The following is a 16418-nucleotide window of genomic DNA, read 5'->3' on the forward strand; positions in this document are numbered from 1 at the left end:
TGCCGCCCAGGTCAGGCGGCCGGGCGGTCGCCGTGGCGCATGTTCCGGCCGAGCTCCGGCCGGGCCTCGGGCACCCCGGGCTCCTCGGCCAGCGGCCGGGCCGTGGCCAGGCCGGCCAGCAGTCCCGCACCGACCGACACCGTGGTGAAGCTCAGTGCGTTGCCGATCGCGGCGACGGCGGCCAGAGCCGTGAGCGCGGCCCCCGCGGTGAGGACGACCGGGGTGGGGCGCGGCGCGCGCCACAGGGCGAACAGCACCCAGCAGAAGGCCGCGGCGAGCAACAGCACACCGGCGACCCCCTGCTCCGCCGCCAGTTGCAGGGGCGCCGAGTGCGGCTTGCCGTCGGGCAGTGTGGACCGCGCCGCTGTCACGCTCAGCTCGCCGAAGCGCCCGGGGCCCACGCCGAGGCCGGCCTCCCGGTGGGCCATGCCCAGGGCGTCGCGCCACAGATCGACCCGGTGCGCTGTCAGCTTCCCCGTCGGTGAACCGGCGAGGCCGCCGGGCAGCGCGTTCCCGGCGAGCGCCCAGGTCAGACCCGTCACCAGGGCGGCGGTCACGGCCAGGGCCGCGAGCGCAGGCCCCCGGTGGCGCATCCGGCCGGCGGCCAGGGAGCACAGCAGCACCGCGCCACAGGTCACCACGGCCGTGGTCGAGCCCAGCAGGGCCCCGGTGACCACGGTGCCTCCGGCCAGTAGCCACAACCCGGAGCGCAGCGCCGGCGAGGAGGCCGCCCGGGCGGCGCAGCACGCGGCACCGGCCGACAGGGTCAGCACCGCGGCGGTCGCACCGGCATGGCCCAGCGGGGCGACGGTCTCGGGGCCCGGGACGAGCCGGGGCCGGGCCACCGACAGGGCGAGCCCCGCCAGCGCCCCCGCACAGGGCGCGGCGACCGGCAGCAGCACGCCGAGGATGCGCCCCGCCGCATAGCCCGCGGCCACCGCCAGCACCGCGAGCAGGACACCCTCGGGGCGTCCGCCGTGCACGGCGGCGGTGACCAGGGACCAGAGGGCACAGCCCCCCAGCACGGCCACGCCCACCGCGTCAGAAACGTTTCGTCTGTCCCCGTCCGCGTCCGTGCCGGCCGCGGAGGTCATTCCCGTGGAACCCACCCGTCCCCCCGAACCCGGTCGCCCCCCGACCGTGACGGACCCCGTCGCCTGCGCGCGACCGGGGCACTGGCACACCGTAACGGCTGATGGGCGGTTTGTGGATGAGTTGCGCCGGGTTGTGCGGGAAGCGGAGGCCGCCCATCGGACTGCGCTGTCGGCCAAAAGGTGACTCGCCGTACACTCCCGGAGTGACCGTCACCGCAACTCCCGTGGGCCAGCCGGACCAGCAGGAGCCCCAGGCCGCGCGGGCCCCGCGCGGCGCGCGGCTCCTGCGCCTCGTCCCGGCCGCCGCAGCGGCGCTCTCCGGAGTGCTGCTCTACGTCAGTTTCCCGCCGCGCACCCTGTGGTGGCTGGCGCTGCCGGCCTTCGCCGTCCTCGGCTGGGTGCTGCGCGGGCGCAGCTGGAAGGCGGCCTTCGGACTCGGGTACCTCTTCGGGCTGGGCTTTCTGCTGCCGCTCCTGGTGTGGACCGGCGTCGAGGTCGGCCCCGGACCCTGGCTCGCCCTGGTGGTCATCGAGGCCGTCTTCGTCGGGCTGGTCGGCGTGGGCGTAGCGGCCGTGTCGAAGCTGCCGGCCTGGCCGCTGTGGGCGGCGGCGCTCTGGATCGCCGGCGAGGCGGCACGCGCGCGGGTGCCCTTCCGCGGCTTCCCCTGGGGCAAGATCGCCTTCGGCCAGGCGGACGGCGTCTTCCTGCCCCTCGCCGCGCTCGGCGGCACCCCCGTACTCGGCTTCGCGGTCGTCCTGTGCGGCTTCGGCCTGTACGAGGTGGTACGCCTCGTCCTGGAGCGGCGGCGCTCGGGCGAGGTGCGGCGCTCGGCGGCCGCCCTGGCCCTGCTCAGCGTCGCCGTCCCGGTCGTCGGCGCCGTGGCCGCCCGCTCACTGGTCAGCGACGCGGCGGAGGACGGCACCGCGACGGTCGCCGTCATCCAGGGCAACGTGCCCCGTCTCGGCCTGGAGTTCAACGCCCAGCGCCGGGCCGTGCTCGACTACCACGCGCGCGAGACGGAGCGCCTGGCCGCCGAGGTCAAGGCGGGCAAGGTCGCCCGGCCCGATTTCGTCCTGTGGCCCGAGAACTCCTCCGACATCGACCCCTACGCCTACGCCGACGCCGCCGCCGTCATCGACAAGGCGGCCAAGGCGATCGACGCCCCCATCTCGGTCGGCGGCGTGGTCGAGCGGGAGGGCAAGCTCTACAACGAGCAGATCCTGTGGGACCCGGTCGAGGGACCGACCCAGACGTACGACAAGCGGCAGGTCCAGCCGTTCGGCGAGTACCTCCCGCTGCGCTCGTTCATCGGCGCCATCAACGAGAACTGGACCTCCATGGTGGGCCAGGACTTCAGCCGGGGCACCAAGCCGGGCGTGTTCGACATGGACGGGACCAAGGTCGGCCTCGCCACCTGCTACGAGGCGGCCTTCGACTGGGCCGTCCGCGACACGGTCACCCACGGCGCCCAGCTGATCTCCGTACCCAGCAACAACGCCACCTTCGACCGCAGCGAGATGACCTACCAGCAGCTGGCCATGTCGCGGGTCCGCGCCGTCGAGCACAGCCGCACCGTCACCGTGCCCGTGACCAGCGGCGTCAGCGCGATCATCATGCCCGACGGGAAGATCACCCAGAAGACCGGCATGTTCGTCGCGGACTCCCTGGTGCAGAAGGTGCCGCTGCGCTCCTCCGAGACGCCGGCGACGAAGCTCGGCATCCTGCCCGAGATCGCGCTGGTACTCGTCGCCCTGGGCGGCCTGGGATGGGCGACCGGCACCCGGGTGCGGGCCCGTCGCAGCCCCACCGACTGATCCGACGGCCCGGATAGGGTCGCCGTATGCCGACTCCTGAGTTCATCACCGAGATCCGGGCCTCCGCGGGCCACCAGCTGCTCTGGCTCCCGGGCGTCAGCGCCGTCGTCCTCGACGACGAGGGACGGGTGCTGCTCGGCCAGCGCGCGGACAACCACCAGTGGTGCGTGATCTCGGGCATCCCGGAACCGGGCGAGCAGCCCGCGGACTGCGCGGTGCGGGAGGTGTACGAGGAGGCGGGCGTGCACTGCGTCCCCGAGCGCGTCGTCCTGGTCCGCGCCGGTCGGCAGGTGGAGTTCCCGAACGGCGACAAATGCCAGTTCATGGACGTCACGTTCCGCTGCCGGGCCGTGGGCGGCGAGGCGCGCGTCAACGACGACGAGTCGGTCGACGTCGGCTGGTTCGCACTCGACGCGCTGCCGCCGATGCAGGACCGGCAGCTGTTCCGCATCAAGCAGGCGCTCTCCGACGAACCCACATGGTTCGAGACCACGCGTTCCGAGTGAAGTGTGTGCGGTGACCACATGGGGCGAGGCCCCGGCTCTGCCTAGGCTCGTCGCATGACTTCGCCCCAGGCCGCCGCTGCCGGCCCCGCCACCCACCCGCTCGACCTCGGCGGACGCACCGCCCTGGTCACCGGCGCGGCCGGCGGCATCGGACGAGCCTGCGCGCTGCGGCTCGCGGCCGCCGGGGCCAAGGTCCGGGCCGTCGACCGGGACGCGCCGGGACTGGAGTCGCTCGCCGGGAGCGCGGCCGGTCTGCCCGGCTCGGTCGAACCGTACGTCCTGGACCTCACCGACCTGGACAACGCCGAACGCGCCGCCGCCGGGACCGACGTCCTGGTCAACAACGCCGGACTCCAGCGGGTGGCCCCGCTGGAGGAGTTCCCGCCGGACGTCTTCCACACGGTGCTCACCGTGATGCTGGAGGCGCCGTTCCGGCTCATCCGGGGCGCCCTGCCCCACATGTACGGGCAGGGCTGGGGCCGCATCGTCAACGTGTCCTCCGTGCACGGACTGCGCGCCTCCGCCTACAAGTCGGCGTACGTCGCCGCCAAACACGGACTCGAAGGCCTCTCCAAGACCGCCGCCCTCGAAGGCGCTCCCCACGGTGTGACCTCCAACTGTGTCAACCCCGCCTATGTGCGCACCCCGCTCGTACAGCGCCAGCTCGCCGACCAGGCGCGCACCCACGGAGTGCCCGAAGAACGCGTACTGGCCGACGTACTGCTGCGGGACAGCGCCGTCAAACGGCTCATCGAACCGGAGGAGGTCGCCGAGGCCGTCGCCTACCTGTGCGGCCCGCAGGCGTCCTTCGTGACGGGCACCTCGCTGGTCCTCGACGGCGGATGGACCGCGCACTGAGCGCACCGAACACCCTGCCCGCCCCCACCGGCGGAGTTGTCCACAGGGCTGACGGGGCGGCCCGGCGATGAGGAATCCTGTGAGCATGTCCCGCGATCACCTGAAGGGCGCCACGGCAGCCCCCGGTCCCGCCTACGACGCCGACGCGCCGTTCCTCGAGCTGCTCGCCCGGGGCGCGGCCGCCGAGGCGTACGACCGGCCCGTGCTGCTCGCCCGCGCCGAGGGAGGGTCCGGCGAGCGGATCGCGGCACTCGAACACGCCAAGCTGCTCGCGCTGCGGGTCCGCTCCGAGCTGGAGGGCCGACGCCGGCGGGAGGCCGAGCTGTCCGCCCTCTTCGAGACGGCCCACGACCTCGCCGGCCCACGCGACGTGGACGCCGTACTCCAGGCGATCGTGCAACGCGCCCGCTCGCTCCTCGGCACCGACATCGCCTACCTCAGCCTGCACGACCCGGCCAGGGGCGACACCTACATGAGGGTCACCGAGGGCTCGGTCGCCGCCCGCTTCCAGCAACTGCGCCTCGGCATGGGGGAGGGGCTCGGCGGCCTGGTCGCCCAGACGGCCCGCCCCTACGTCACCGACGACTACTTCCGCGACGACCGCTTCCGGCACACGACGACCATCGACGCGGGCGTGAGCGACGAGGGACTGGTCGCGATCCTCGGGGTCCCGCTGATGCTGGGACCCCACGTCATCGGGGTGCTGTTCGCCGCCGATCGCCGCGCCCGGGTCTTCGAACGGGAGCAGATCGCCCTGCTCGGATCCTTCGCCGCGCTCGCCGCGGCCGCCATCGACACCGCCAACCTGCTCACCGAGACGCGCTCGGCCCTGGCAGGCCTGGAGCGTGCCAACGAGATCATCCAGGACCGCAGCGCGGTCATCGAGCGCGCCTCCGACGTCCACGACCGGCTGGCCGAACTGGTCCTGCGCGGCGGCGGGGTGCACGACGTGGCCGCCGCGGTGTCCCAGGTGCTCGACGGCACGGTGGAGTTCCTGGAGAGCGCACCGGCCGCGGCCGTGGAGGCCTCCCGCGCGGAAGGCCACGCCGTCCGTCATGAGCACGACTGGATCGCGGCGGTCGCGGCCGGCGGGGAACTGCTCGGCGCGCTGGTGCTGCGGGGCCACCCGGACCTCGACCCGGTCGACCAGCGCACCCTGGAGCGGGCCGCGATGGTCACCTCCCTGCTGCTCCTGGCCAGACGTTCCGCTGCCGAGGCCGAACAGCGCGTGCGCGGCGAGCTCCTCGACGACCTGCTCGAAGCCCGCGAACGCGACCGTGACCCGCGCCTGCTGCGCGAACGCGCCGCCCGGCTGCACGCTGACCTCGACGCGACCCATGTCGTGCTCGCCGCCCGCCTCGACGCAGCCGCACCCGACGCCGACCAGGAGGCGGCCGCGCGACGCCGTCTGTGGTCGGCCGCCTCCCACCTCGCCGCCACCCGGCACGGTCTGGCCGCCGCCCGCGACGGCGGCACCGTCCTGCTCCTGCCGCTCGAACACGGCGACACCGCGACCGAGTTGGCCCGCCGTACCGCCCTGCACCTGGGCACCGCCGTCCACGCGGCGGTCACCGTCGGCGCGTCCGCCCCGGTGCGGGGCCTCGCCGCCGACCCGGACACGGTGGTCGCCGCGTACGCGGAGGGCCGCCGCTGTCTCGACGCCCTGCGGCAACTGGGCCGTTCCGGCGACGGGGCCGCCGCCGAGGACTTCGGCTTCCTGGGACTGCTCCTCGCCGGCGACCGTGACGTGACCGGTTTCGTGGACCGCACCATAGGCCGCGTCGTCGCCTACGACGAACGACGCGGCACCGACCTGCTGCGTACCCTCGACGCCTACTTCGCCTCGGGCATGAGTCCGGCCCGCACCAAGGACGAACTCCACGTCCACGTCAACACGGTGGCCCAGCGACTCGAACGCGTCGGCCGTCTCCTGGGCGACGACTGGCAGAGCCCCGCCCGCGTGCTGGAGATCCAACTCGCCCTGAGGCTGCACCGGTTGGCGACTCCGGCACCGCGCTGACCGGCCCCCGTACGCACGCGGACGGCGTACGCGTACGGGGACGGCGGTGCGGCGACCACAAGGACGGGATCAGACGGCGCGCGCGTCCGGCGCCGGGGCCTGGGTGTGTTCCTTCCGGGGGTGCTCCGCGCGCTCACCGGGGTCGCCGTCGGCCATGTCGTCGGCGGTCACCTCGTCCGCGGTCAGGTCGTCGGCGGTCAGGTCACGGTGCCGCGTCTCCTTGGCGACCCCCACGGCGAGGACCGTCAACAGGGCCGCGGCGATCACGTAGAGGGCGATCGGGGTGGAGCTGTCGTAGTCGGCCAGCAGCGCGGTGGCGATCAGGGGCGCCGGCGCCCCCGCCGCGACCGAGGCGAACTGGGCGCCGATGGAAGCGCCGGAGTAGCGCATCCGGGTCGCGAACATCTCGGAGAAGAAGGCGGCCTGCGGCGCGTACATCGCCCCGTGCAGGACCAGCCCCACCGTCACGGCGAGCACCAGACTGCCGAAGGTGCCGGTGTCGACCAGCGAGAAGAACGGGAACATCCAGAGCCCGATCCCGACCGCGCCCAGCAGATACACCGGCCGTCGCCCGACCCGGTCGGACAACGCGCCCCAGGCCGGGATCACCGCGAAGTGCACGGCGGAGGCGATGAGTACGGCGTTCAGCGCGGTCTGCTTGGAGACACCGGCCGAGGTGGTCGCGTACACGAGGATGAACGCGGTGATGACGTAGTAGGAGATGTTCTCCGCCATACGCGCGCCCATCGCGACCAGCACGTCGCGCCAGTGGTGCCGCAGCACCGACACCAGCGGCAGCTGCTCCGCCCCCGCCTCCGCCGACCGCGCCGCCTTACGGGCCTCGGCCTGCGCCAACGCCTGCCGGAACACAGGGGATTCGTCGACAGACAGACGTATCCACAAACCGACGACCACCAGCACGCCGGAGAGCAGGAAGGGAATCCGCCAGCCCCAGGACGCGAAGGCGGCGTCGGAGAGCACGGCCGTGAGCAGGGACAGCACACCGGTCGCGAGCAACTGCCCCGCGGGCGCGCCGGTCTGAGGCCACGAGGCCCAGAAACCGCGCCGCCGCGCGTCTCCGTGCTCGGACACCAGCAGAACGGCTCCTCCCCACTCACCGCCGAGCGCGAACCCCTGGACCAGCCGCAGCACGGTCAGCAGTACCGGGGCGGCGCTTCCGACGGTCGCGTGCGTGGGCAGCAGCCCGATCGCGAAGGTCGCCCCGCCCATCAGCAGCAGACTCAGCACCAGCAGCTTCTTGCGCCCGAGCCGGTCGCCGTAGTGCCCGAAGACCAGAGCGCCGAGCGGCCGCGCGGCGAAACCGACGGCATAGGTCAGGAACGACAGGAGCGTGCCGACGAGCGGGTCGGAGCCCGGGAAGAACAGCTTGTTGAATACGAGCGCGGCCGCCGACCCGTAGAGAAAGAAGTCGTACCACTCGATGGTCGTGCCGATGAGACTGGCGGCGACGATGCGCTTGAGGCTGGCTGGGGTTGGGGGAGAGGTGGTTGCGGAGGCCATGAGCGCCACTTCCTCGTGTGCGGTGGGGACGGTAGATGTCCGGACACCGTAGGAACGCGCAGGTCAGGGGCACATGTGGTGGGACAACACACTTTGCGGGCCGAGGGTGCGCGCCGCCCCCATGACGAAATCACGGGTGTGGCTCTCGCCGTTGCTGCGGGCCTTTCGCTGACGACGGCCGCCGCGGCGACCACGTGACCGGCGGGAGCCGCAGTCCTGTCCCGGGCCCGAGTGGTCACCCACTTCGACCCGGCCAAGGGCCAGAGGCCGGAGAACGCCGTCATCGGACCCGACGGCTCCGTGGACGTGACCTTTGCCGCCGACCGACGCGAGGGCCCTGTCCATGTCGACCGTGCGCGTGGACGAACGGGACCTCCGCGTGGCCCGCCTCGCGGAGGACAAGAGGTGGCCGCGTGCTCTACAGCTCGACGGTGGTGCCGGGTTCGAGACGGGTGATCGCGGTGCCGGTCAGGCCGTTCTCGCCGAGCAGGTGGGCGACGGAGTTCTGGCCGAGGTCGCTGAGCATGAGTTCGTGGATCTGGATGACGCGCTCGGGCTTGAGGGCGCGCACGTAGTCGGCGGCTTCCCCGAGCTTGGTCCACGGGCCGCTGGTCGGCAGCAGAAGGGTGCGGACGGGAGCGTCGGGCGCGAAGTAGGCGTCGCCGGGGTGGTAGACGGCTCCGTCGTCGAGGAGGTAGCCGACGTTGTCGGGGCACGGGATGTCGGCGTGGATCAGCGCGTGGCGGTGACCGTGGACGGTGGCGCTGAAGCTGCCGACGGTGAAGGTGTCGCCCGCCGCGACCGCGTGGACGCGCCCGTCTCCCCCACCCAGAGCGGCCGCGACGGCGGCCGTGCCGTAGACGTGCAGCCGGGGCTGCGCGTCGAGGGCGGCGGCGACGAGCTTCTCGTCGAAGTGGTCGAAGTGTTCGTGAGTGATCAGCACCGCGTGGGCCTGTGCCACCGCCTCCGCCGCGTCCGGGGTGAAGGCGCCCGGATCGATGACCAGACGTGTGTCGTCCTTCTCCAGGGTGACGCAGGCGTGGGCGTGCTTGGTGAGCTTCACCGTGAATCCTTTCCGGCGGAACAATCTCTACAGCCAAACTGTACACCTTGGGTGTACATCGAGTGCGCTCGAAGCCGTCGTTCACCCGGCTGCGGCTGCGTTCGGTGCGGCTTCACCGCAGAGCGCCCCGCAGGCGCCCCACGGACACCCCCGCAAGCAACCCGCAGAGCAGTCCACAAGGCGACCCGCGAGACGACCGCAGAACAATGCACCCAATGTGTACAGTTTGGTTGCCGAAAAGGGATAGGCTGGTGCGATGGACGACCATCAGCTGGCCGAAGATCTCCGCCTGGCCGTCGGAGAGCTCGTCCGCGCGGTGCGCCCCGCCGACACGATGCCCCCCGGCGAAGCCGCGGTTCTCGGTTATCTGGACCGCAACGGCCCGCTGACCACCGCCGACATCGCCCAGCAGCGGGGAGTGAGCCACCAGTCGGTCGCCAAGGCGGTCAAGGAACTCCTCGGTCAGGGCCTGGTGCGGGCCGAGGCTCACCCCAGCGACGGGCGCAAGCTGTTGCTGCACCTCACGCCGACGGGAAGCGGCCGACTGGCGGAGGAGCGCCGAAGGCGGGAGGACTGGCTCGGAGCCGCGATCCACGACGTCCTCGGCGCCGACGAGCGGAAGGCGCTGGCGACGGCGGTGCCCCTGCTGGCTCGCCTGACCGCGCACCTGAAGGCCAGGCAGGGCCTGCCCGATCCCGCACGGCCCGTGCCGCACTTCACCCAGGACTGACCGAGTCGGCGGCACCGGGCGCCCGAGCCGCGACGGAGTCGGGCGCCCGGCCGCACGTACCCGCACCCGCACCCTCGTCCACGGATGTGATGCGCGTCACTCCCCGGGTGTCGCGGGTGGGGCATGCGCGATCCTGATCGGAATGGACGCTCGTTTCCTCGGGACAGCCGAGCTGGCCGAAGTCCCGTCCGTGGCGGTCGTGGTCGACGTCATGCGTGCTTTCACCGTGGCTGCCTGGGCCTTCGGTCGGGGGGCCGAACGGATCGTTCTGGCCGAGTCGTTGGACGAAGCCCTGGTGCTCAAGGCTCGCCACCCGGAGTGGGTGACGCTCAAGGACGGCCCGCCCGCGCCCGGGTTCGACACCGTCAACTCGCCCGGCCTGCTGCGGACCCTGGACCTCGACGGAAGGACCGTGGTGCAGAAGACCACGGCAGGGACGGTCGGCGCCCTTGCGGTCAGGGAGGCGCAACTGGTGCTGTGCGCCGGCTTCGTGGTGGCGGAGGCGACGGCACGGCTGCTGCGGACTCGCGGGAGCGACAGCGTCACGTTCGTGGTCACCGGCGAGGACGGTCAGGCCGAGGAAGACCTGGCGTGCGCCCAGTACATCGCCCGGAGGGTGACCGGGGCCGGGACGGGGCCCGCCGGAGAGGACTCTGCCGAGTTCCTCCGCCGCGCAGCCGGCTCGCGCGCCGCCGTCGAGCTCGCGGAGGGTGTGCGTCAAGGAGTCCATCCCGACGACGTCGCCCTCTGTCTCGAGCTCGACCGGTTCCCCTTCGCCATGGTGGCGACCTCGGAAGGCTCCCTCATGGTCCTGCGGCCGTGCACCGTGCCTCCACTGACCGGCGACGCTTCGGCCTGATCGACGGCGAGGTCCCGCTCTCACCCGGCGCATGACGAACCACCCGCCTGCCTCCGGGCGGGCGGGCCGTGACCCGTCGAGATATTCCTTGACGTGAATATTCCTGATGGAGAATACTGGTCTCCATGGACGCACTCCTCGCCGCGCTGGCCGACCCGGCCCGTTGGCGGCTCGTGAGCCTGCTGGCCGAGCGGCCCCGCCCGGTCGGTGTGCTCGCCCAGCTCGCCGACGCACGCCAACCGCAGACGACCAAGCACCTCCAGACCCTGGAGCGTGCCGGCGTCGTCACCTCCCAGCGGACCGGTCAGCGCCGTATCTACGCACTGCGGCCCGGCCCCCTCCGGGACCTGGCGGCCGAGCTCGGCCGTCTCGCCGATCTCGCGGAAGAGGCGGATGGCCCGCACGCGACGCACCACCGCCACGGGCTCCACCTCCAGGCGGAGCGGCTCGCCGCACAGGAGCCGGGGTGGGCCGACGACCGCTCCTTCACGTTCCGGCGCTCACTGGCGGAACGCCCCGAGCTCGTTTGGCGCCACCTGACCGAGTCCGCCCTGCTCGCGCACTGGTGGACCCCCGACGACCTCCGCGTCTCCGAACTCGTCTTCGAGGCCCGGCCCGGTGGGCGGATCGTCCAGGAGTACCGCGATGCCGAGGACACCGACGACTGCGACCAGGTCGCCGGACGCGCGGAGGGAGTCGTGGACGACGTACGCCCCGGCGAGCACCTCGCCTACCGGCTCTCCCCGCTGCTCCCCGACGGGCGTCTCGCCTTCACCGCCCACGTCGAGCTGAGCCTGCGGCCCACCGACGGCGGCACGGACCTCGACGTCCACTGGCGGATGACCGACAGCACCGTCGAGTCCGCGGACTTCGTCGCAGGCATCGAGATCGGCTTCGGCCAGAGCCTCGACAAGCTCGCGGCGACCCTCGGCGCGAACTCGCGCAGCACGGACAGCACCGACACAGACACCAGCGAAAGCACCGGCAGCACAGGCAGTACCGGCAACAACGACACAAGGAGCGCGCAATGAGCGAGCAGATCGTCGGCCGTCGAGTCGTGACCAACATGGCCCTCTCCCTCGACGGCCGTTACGCCGCGCCGGACAACCCCGAGGACATGAGCTGGGTGATGCCGTACGCCGTGACGGACGTCGCCCGCGACCACCTGACCAGTCTCTGGGAGCCGGCGACGACGGCCCTGCTCGGGCGGGTCAACGCCGAGGGCTTCCTCGGCTTCTGGCCCACCGTCATCGGCATGGAGGGTGTCGACCCGCGCGACGAGGGCTTCGCGAAGTGGCTCGTCGACACCGACAAGGTGGTCCTTTCCTCCACGCTCGACAAGGCGCCGTGGGAGCGCGCGACGATCGTCGACAAGCCGGCCGCCGAGGTGGTCGCGGACCTCAGGGCCGCCGAAGGCGGCGACATCCTCGTGCTCTCCAGTGCGAGCGTCGTCAAGGCGCTGCTGGCGGCCGGTCAGGTCGACCGGCTGGCGCTCACGGTCTTTCCGGTCTTCCTCGGCGGTGGGCCGCGCCTCTTCGACGACGGCCTGCCCGCACATCAGTGGACGCTCGTATCCCAGAGCGCGGGCGAACACGGCACGTCGGCCCTCGTCTACGACCGGGTCCGCTGAGGGTCAGAGGGGGTGCGGGCGCCCCAGTCGAGGCGGAGCACGGCGAGGTCGTCGGAGTGTCGGCCGGCGTTCAGTTCGTGGGTTTCCTTGATGAGCAGGTCGACATGGGCGGCCGGGTCCGCCGACGGCATGCTTTCGATCAGCGCGAGCAGTCCCTCGACGCCGAGCCGTTCGTTCGTCGCCCCGTTGTGTCCCTCCGTGAGGCCGTCGGTGTAGAGGGTCAGGGCCCCCGTGGCCGGGAGCGGTATGACGGTGGAGGGCCAGCTGCGCAGGCCGGGCACGATGCCCAGGGCGACGCCGTGCGCGGCGGTCAGTTCGCGGGTTCCCTCGGCCGTGGTGATGAGGGGCTCGTGATGCCCGGCGAGGTGGAGCGTGGCGCTGGCGGCGTCCTGGTCGAGGGTGAGGAGCGTGCAGGTGGCGAACAGTTGCTGGTTGCCGCGTTCGGCGATCAGGATGCGTTCCATCAGATGCAGCAGGTCCTCGCCGCGATGTCCGCCGAGGACGAGGGAGCGCCAGGCGATGCGCAGGCAGACGCCGAGTGCCGCGGCGTCGGGGCCGTGGCCGCTGACGTCGCCGACGACGGCGTGCAGCAGTCCGTCGTCCCCCTCCACCACGTCGAGGAAGTCCCCGCCGAGCAGGGCCATCTCGGCGCCGGGCAGATAGCGGGAGGTCACCCGCACGGTGGAGGTGTCGAGCATCGGCTGGGGCAGCAGGCCGCGCTCCAGGCGGGCGTTCTCCTCCGCTCGCAGCCGGGTGGCCTGGGCTTCGGCGCTCGCGCGCTCGGTCTGGCTGCGGTAGACGGCGTAGCGCACCGTCCGGTGCAGGAGATCCGCTTCGACCTTGCCCTTGACGAGGTAGTCCTGGGCTCCGGCGGCCATGGCGTCGGTGCCCGCCTGGGCCTCGGACAGCCCGGTCAGGACGATGACCGCGGTGTGCGGGGCCAGCTGCCGTACGGCGGCGACCGCGTCTATGCCCGACACGTCGGGCAGGTGCAGGTCGAGGAGGACGCAGTCGATCGGGGCGCCGGCCAGCTCGGTGCGGGCGTCGGCCAGAGTGGTGCGGGTCGTCAGCCGGAACCGCAGTCCCGTGTCGTACAGGAGCTCCTCGACGAGCAGGGCGTCGCCCTCGTCGTCCTCGATCAGAAGGATGTGGTACATCGGCTCGTCGGACGCCGCCGCGTGACCGGCTGTCAGGCTGGTGGTCATCGTGCCTGCTCGGTGCCGGAGCGGTCGGCCTCCGGCATGGTGGAGGGGCCGGGGTTCGCCGGCGGCTCGGGTGCCAGGGTGAAGGCGATGCGGGTGCCGTCCCGGTGGTCGGTGTCGACACCGATGGTGCCGCCGTGGAACTCGACGATCTTCTTGCACATCGCGAGGCCGATCCCGCTGCCGGAGTAGGCGTCCTTGGTGTGCAGCCGTTGGAAGATCACGAAGACCTTGTCGGCGTATTCCGGGGCGATGCCGATGCCGTTGTCGGTGACCGTGAACCGCCACAGATCGCCGTCCCGGGCCGACGTGACATGGATCCGAGGCGCTTCGCCGGGACGCCGGAACTTGACGGCGTTGCCGATCAGGTTCTGCCAGAGCATGCCCATCTGGGTGGGGTCGGCGACCAGGGTCGGCAGTGGATCGTGGGTGATCGTCGCCCCGGCTTCCTCGATGCCGACGCTCAGCGCGGACAGGGTCCGCTCCAGCACCTCGTCCAGGTCGACGCTCTCGTGGGTGTTGTGCATCCGTCCGACCCGGGAGAAGTCGAGCAGGTCGCTGATGAGGACCTGCATGCGGTTCGCCCCGTCCACCGCGAAGTCGATGTACTGGTCGGCCCGGGCGTCGAGTTGCCCCCCGTAGCGCCGCTGGAGGAGCTGGGTGAAGCTGGAGACCTTGCGCAGCGGCTCCTGGAGGTCGTGGGAGGCCACGTACGCGAACTGTTCCAACTCGGCGTTGGAGCGCTGAAGGTCCGCGGCCTGCGCGTCGAGACGCTGACGCGCCTCCTCGCTGAAGGCCAGTTCCCGTACGAGACGGCGGCGCATGAACTCGATCTCACCGCCGAGGCGCCGCAGGTCGGCGGGGCCCGTGGGGGAGATGGGGTGGTCGAAGTCGCCCTCGGCGATGGTGCGGGCGTCCGCGCCGAGCCGGTCCAGCGGCCGGGTGATGCCGCGCCGCAGTCCTTCGAAGACGAAAGCCGTCAGGACGACGACGAGCACCGCTGCGGAGCCGAACACCACGTTCCGCAGGGCCATCGTGGACATCAGGTCGTGTCGCGCGCGCAGGCGCTCGGCGCGCAGCAGTTCCTGCTGCGCGCTCAGGGCGGCACGTACGTCGTCGAAGGCCTTCTTGCCCTCCGCCGCCCGCTCGGCGGCCAGCGGTGAGGGAGAGCCGGCGGGCGTGGCGGCGATCGGCCGCGCGATCCTCTCCTGCCACGTGGCCACCGCGTCCTGCACGGCCTTCAGGTCGTCCAGGCCGGCGCGGTCGCCGGCGAGCAGCTCGCCGAGTTGCGCGATGCTCGACTTCTGCTCGGCGAGGCCCTCCTGATAGGGAGTGATGAAATCCGCGGATCCGGTGATGCCGTAGCCGCGTATGCCGGTCTCCTGGTCGAGAAGAGCCGACTCCAGACGGACGGCCGTGGTCAGTGCGGGGGACCGCACGTCCACGAGGTCCCTGCTGATCGTCTCGGTCCGGTTCAGGACCCATGCCCCTGTGACACCGAGGAGAGCCAGCACCGCCAAGGACGCGGCCGCCCCCACGCGAAGCCAGCGCCGGGTCGTCCACGTGGAAAGCCACCGCGTATGCGCTGGTCTCTCACTGCTGGCCATTCTGCGGACTCCTCGCTGCGAACATTTGCCCGAAGGCAACAGTCAGCACACTCTAGACGGCGACAACGCCTGTTGTCGCGAGCTGCTCGCGGACCATAGAGTGCCAGGCATGCCAGGCAAGAACTTCGCTCTGCGGACCACCCCGCAGGAGACGGCCGTCATCGCGGACGCCGCGGTCGGCCGGCTTGCCCAGCGCCTCGCCCAGCGGCTGCTGGAAGGCCCTCCGCACCCGGCACAGGCCGACCCGGCACCGGACGACCCGGCACAGGCCCTGGCTCTGCTCCACGTCCTGGATCACCTTCAGCAGGCCGCCGAACGGCTCCAGCGGGAAGCAGCCGTGGCTGCCGCCCGCGCGGGAGCGGGGTACCCGCAGCTCGGCGCCGCCTGCGGCATGACCCGCCAAGGCGCCCGGCGTCGCTGGCCGGGACTTTTCCACCACTCTGACGAGAAACCCACGGAGCATCCGATGATGACCACCCCCGCCCGCCCCTTCGACGTGCTGCTCGTCGAGGACGACGTCGCCGACGCGATGCTCATCGAGGAAGCCCTCTCCGAGCGGGGAGCCCGCAACCTGGTCCAGGTCACCGACGGAGTCGCCGCTCTGGAACACCTGCGCACCCCGGGCAACCCGCGGCCCGACCTCATCGTGCTCGACCTGAACATGCCGCGCATGAACGGCCGCGAGCTGCTGAAGGTCCTCAAGAGCGACGAAGACCTCCAGACGATCCCCGTGGTCGTCCTCACCACGTCCACGGCCCCCGGTGACGTGACCGACGCGTACAGCAGCCACGCCAACGCCTACGTGACCAAGCCCGTCAACCTCGACGAGTTCGAGCAGGCGGTCCAGAGCATCGACGCCTTCTACCTCGACACCGCCACCCGCCCCCGCCCCTGAACCATCGGCTGAGGATGGCTTTGCACGGGACATGCCGATTCTGTCGGGCAGGCCGGGAGGCCACGGGCTGAGTGATGCCGTGGACGCGTGGCGGAAGTGGTGGTGCGACGCCGGCGCCGACGCGACCGCACCCCGGAGACCCGGGTCGGCTCTGGCGGTTCGGCGCGCAGGGGACGGCGGCGGCCGGGTCCGGGCCTGGAGCCGGGACGGACGGACTCTCGCCGTCGGCCTGCCGGACGGCCCCACTTTCCTCGCCCGCCGACGGGACGCATTCCGCCCGCGTGTCCCGGCCGGCTCGCCGAGCGGACATGACCCGTCTTCACTGAAAGCCCGTCAACGGCCCCGCCCCGCCCTCCTCTGCGGGCGCGGGGCCGCCGAAGGGCCCGTTCAAATTCCCCGGACACTAGAGGAAATACACGATGACGGAGATGATCTGGACAATGGTCCAGACCGTCACCTTGAAGCCTTCGATGGCGATGAGCGTACGCCAGTACCGGTCTTCGGAATTCATCGGAGTCCCACTCGACATTCGACTCTCCTCTTGATTTCCCACCCCGATCTTTCGGGGATCCTGGTCAAAGGAGAAGGCAGTTGACGGGGTGTCCAGAAGACGACCGGA

At 71.9% G+C, this 16418-nt stretch carries 15 protein-coding genes; 9 read left to right on the plus strand and 6 right to left on the minus strand.

Features of this window, described 5'->3' with window-relative positions:
• Positions 1–11: 11 nt before the first annotated feature.
• On the minus strand, positions 12–1031 hold the full coding sequence (locus OG440_RS33740) for an O-antigen ligase family protein (protein WP_406010534.1): 1020 nt from the start codon (positions 1029–1031) through the stop codon (positions 12–14).
• A gap of 266 nt (positions 1032–1297) precedes the next feature.
• Between OG440_RS33740 and lnt the strand changes: the two genes are divergently transcribed.
• The 4 genes from lnt (at position 1298) to OG440_RS33760 (ending at position 6292) form a co-directional block, all read left to right on the plus strand.
• Positions 1298–2908: an apolipoprotein N-acyltransferase gene (gene lnt, locus OG440_RS33745; RefSeq protein WP_406010535.1), complete on the plus strand. Its 1611-nt coding sequence runs from the start codon at positions 1298–1300 to the stop codon at positions 2906–2908.
• Positions 2909–2934: 26 nt separating this feature from the next.
• Positions 2935–3414 (plus strand): NUDIX hydrolase, encoded by a 480-nt coding sequence (locus OG440_RS33750; RefSeq protein ID WP_406010536.1) that lies wholly within the window; start codon positions 2935–2937, stop codon positions 3412–3414.
• A 54-nt stretch (positions 3415–3468) separates the two neighbouring features.
• Positions 3469–4272, plus strand: a complete 804-nt coding sequence (locus OG440_RS33755; RefSeq protein ID WP_406010537.1) for a 3-hydroxybutyrate dehydrogenase — start codon at positions 3469–3471, stop codon at positions 4270–4272.
• Positions 4273–4357: 85 nt separating this feature from the next.
• Positions 4358–6292: a helix-turn-helix domain-containing protein gene (locus OG440_RS33760; protein ID WP_406010538.1), complete on the plus strand. Its 1935-nt coding sequence runs from the start codon at positions 4358–4360 to the stop codon at positions 6290–6292.
• A 69-nt stretch (positions 6293–6361) separates the two neighbouring features.
• Here the strand turns inward: OG440_RS33760 and OG440_RS33765 are convergent, their stop codons facing one another.
• On the minus strand, positions 6362–7813 hold the full coding sequence (locus OG440_RS33765; RefSeq protein WP_406010539.1) for an MFS transporter: 1452 nt from the start codon (positions 7811–7813) through the stop codon (positions 6362–6364).
• 418 nt (positions 7814–8231) lie between these two features.
• Positions 8232–8876 carry an MBL fold metallo-hydrolase gene (locus OG440_RS33770; RefSeq protein WP_406010540.1) on the minus strand — a complete coding sequence of 215 codons (645 nt, stop codon included), beginning with the start codon at positions 8874–8876 and terminating at the stop codon, positions 8232–8234.
• Positions 8877–9132: 256 nt separating this feature from the next.
• On the opposite strand from OG440_RS33770, the gene OG440_RS33775 reads away from it, so the two are divergent.
• The 4 genes from OG440_RS33775 (at position 9133) to OG440_RS33790 (ending at position 12095) form a co-directional block, all read left to right on the plus strand.
• Positions 9133–9606 (plus strand): MarR family winged helix-turn-helix transcriptional regulator, encoded by a 474-nt coding sequence (locus OG440_RS33775; RefSeq protein WP_406010541.1) that lies wholly within the window; start codon positions 9133–9135, stop codon positions 9604–9606.
• Positions 9607–9748: 142 nt separating this feature from the next.
• Entirely contained in the window at positions 9749–10465 is a 717-nt protein-coding gene (locus OG440_RS33780) for a 2-phosphosulfolactate phosphatase (RefSeq protein WP_406010542.1), read from the plus strand.
• Between the two features lie 125 nt (positions 10466–10590).
• Complete coding sequence (locus OG440_RS33785; RefSeq protein ID WP_406010543.1) at positions 10591–11496, plus strand: metalloregulator ArsR/SmtB family transcription factor; 906 nt, start codon at positions 10591–10593, stop codon at positions 11494–11496.
• Positions 11493–12095 carry a dihydrofolate reductase family protein gene (locus OG440_RS33790; RefSeq protein WP_406010544.1) on the plus strand — a complete coding sequence of 201 codons (603 nt, stop codon included), beginning with the start codon at positions 11493–11495 and terminating at the stop codon, positions 12093–12095. Before OG440_RS33785 ends, OG440_RS33790 begins: the two co-directional genes overlap by 4 nt.
• Here the strand turns inward: OG440_RS33790 and OG440_RS33795 are convergent.
• Positions 12077–13300 (minus strand): PP2C family protein-serine/threonine phosphatase, encoded by a 1224-nt coding sequence (locus OG440_RS33795; protein WP_406010545.1) that lies wholly within the window; start codon positions 13298–13300, stop codon positions 12077–12079. The two genes, OG440_RS33790 and OG440_RS33795, sit on opposite strands and share 19 nt — an antisense overlap.
• Positions 13297–14904 (minus strand): CHASE3 domain-containing protein, encoded by a 1608-nt coding sequence (locus tag OG440_RS33800; RefSeq protein WP_406010546.1) that lies wholly within the window; start codon positions 14902–14904, stop codon positions 13297–13299. The genes OG440_RS33795 and OG440_RS33800 overlap by 4 nt, the downstream gene beginning before the upstream one ends.
• A 109-nt stretch (positions 14905–15013) precedes the next feature.
• Here OG440_RS33800 and OG440_RS33805 point away from each other — a divergent pair, with 109 nt between their 5' ends.
• A complete protein-coding gene (locus OG440_RS33805; protein WP_406010547.1) occupies positions 15014–15799 on the plus strand; it encodes a response regulator in 786 nt (261 codons plus the stop codon).
• Positions 15800–16202: 403 nt separating this feature from the next.
• On the opposite strand, the gene OG440_RS33810 is transcribed toward OG440_RS33805, so the two are convergent.
• Positions 16203–16328: a hypothetical protein gene (locus OG440_RS33810; RefSeq protein ID WP_406010548.1), complete on the minus strand. Its 126-nt coding sequence runs from the start codon at positions 16326–16328 to the stop codon at positions 16203–16205.
• Between the last annotated feature and the right edge of the window lie 90 nt (positions 16329–16418).

Source organism: Streptomyces sp. NBC_00637, from assembly GCF_045161545.1.
Lineage (GTDB): Bacteria > Actinomycetota > Actinomycetes > Streptomycetales > Streptomycetaceae > Streptomyces.

Excerpts from the sequence above, each read along its gene's own strand:
- OG440_RS33750 (WP_406010536.1), top strand. The coding sequence starts at position 2,935 with ATGCCGACTCCTGAGTTCATCACCGAGATCCGGGCCTCCGCGGGCCAC.
- OG440_RS33755 (WP_406010537.1), top strand. The coding sequence starts at position 3,469 with ATGACTTCGCCCCAGGCCGCCGCTGCCGGCCCCGCCACCCACCCGCTC.
- OG440_RS33760 (WP_406010538.1), top strand. The coding sequence starts at position 4,358 with ATGTCCCGCGATCACCTGAAGGGCGCCACGGCAGCCCCCGGTCCCGCC.
- OG440_RS33765 (WP_406010539.1), bottom strand. The coding sequence starts at position 7,813 with ATGGCCTCCGCAACCACCTCTCCCCCAACCCCAGCCAGCCTCAAGCGC.
- OG440_RS33775 (WP_406010541.1), top strand. The coding sequence starts at position 9,133 with ATGGACGACCATCAGCTGGCCGAAGATCTCCGCCTGGCCGTCGGAGAG.
- OG440_RS33780 (WP_406010542.1), top strand. The coding sequence starts at position 9,749 with ATGGACGCTCGTTTCCTCGGGACAGCCGAGCTGGCCGAAGTCCCGTCC.
- OG440_RS33785 (WP_406010543.1), top strand. The coding sequence starts at position 10,591 with ATGGACGCACTCCTCGCCGCGCTGGCCGACCCGGCCCGTTGGCGGCTC.
- OG440_RS33790 (WP_406010544.1), top strand. The coding sequence starts at position 11,493 with ATGAGCGAGCAGATCGTCGGCCGTCGAGTCGTGACCAACATGGCCCTC.
- OG440_RS33795 (WP_406010545.1), bottom strand. The coding sequence starts at position 13,300 with ATGACCACCAGCCTGACAGCCGGTCACGCGGCGGCGTCCGACGAGCCG.
- OG440_RS33800 (WP_406010546.1), bottom strand. The coding sequence starts at position 14,904 with ATGGCCAGCAGTGAGAGACCAGCGCATACGCGGTGGCTTTCCACGTGG.
- OG440_RS33805 (WP_406010547.1), top strand. The coding sequence starts at position 15,014 with ATGCCAGGCAAGAACTTCGCTCTGCGGACCACCCCGCAGGAGACGGCC.
- OG440_RS33810 (WP_406010548.1), bottom strand. The coding sequence starts at position 16,328 with ATGTCGAGTGGGACTCCGATGAATTCCGAAGACCGGTACTGGCGTACG.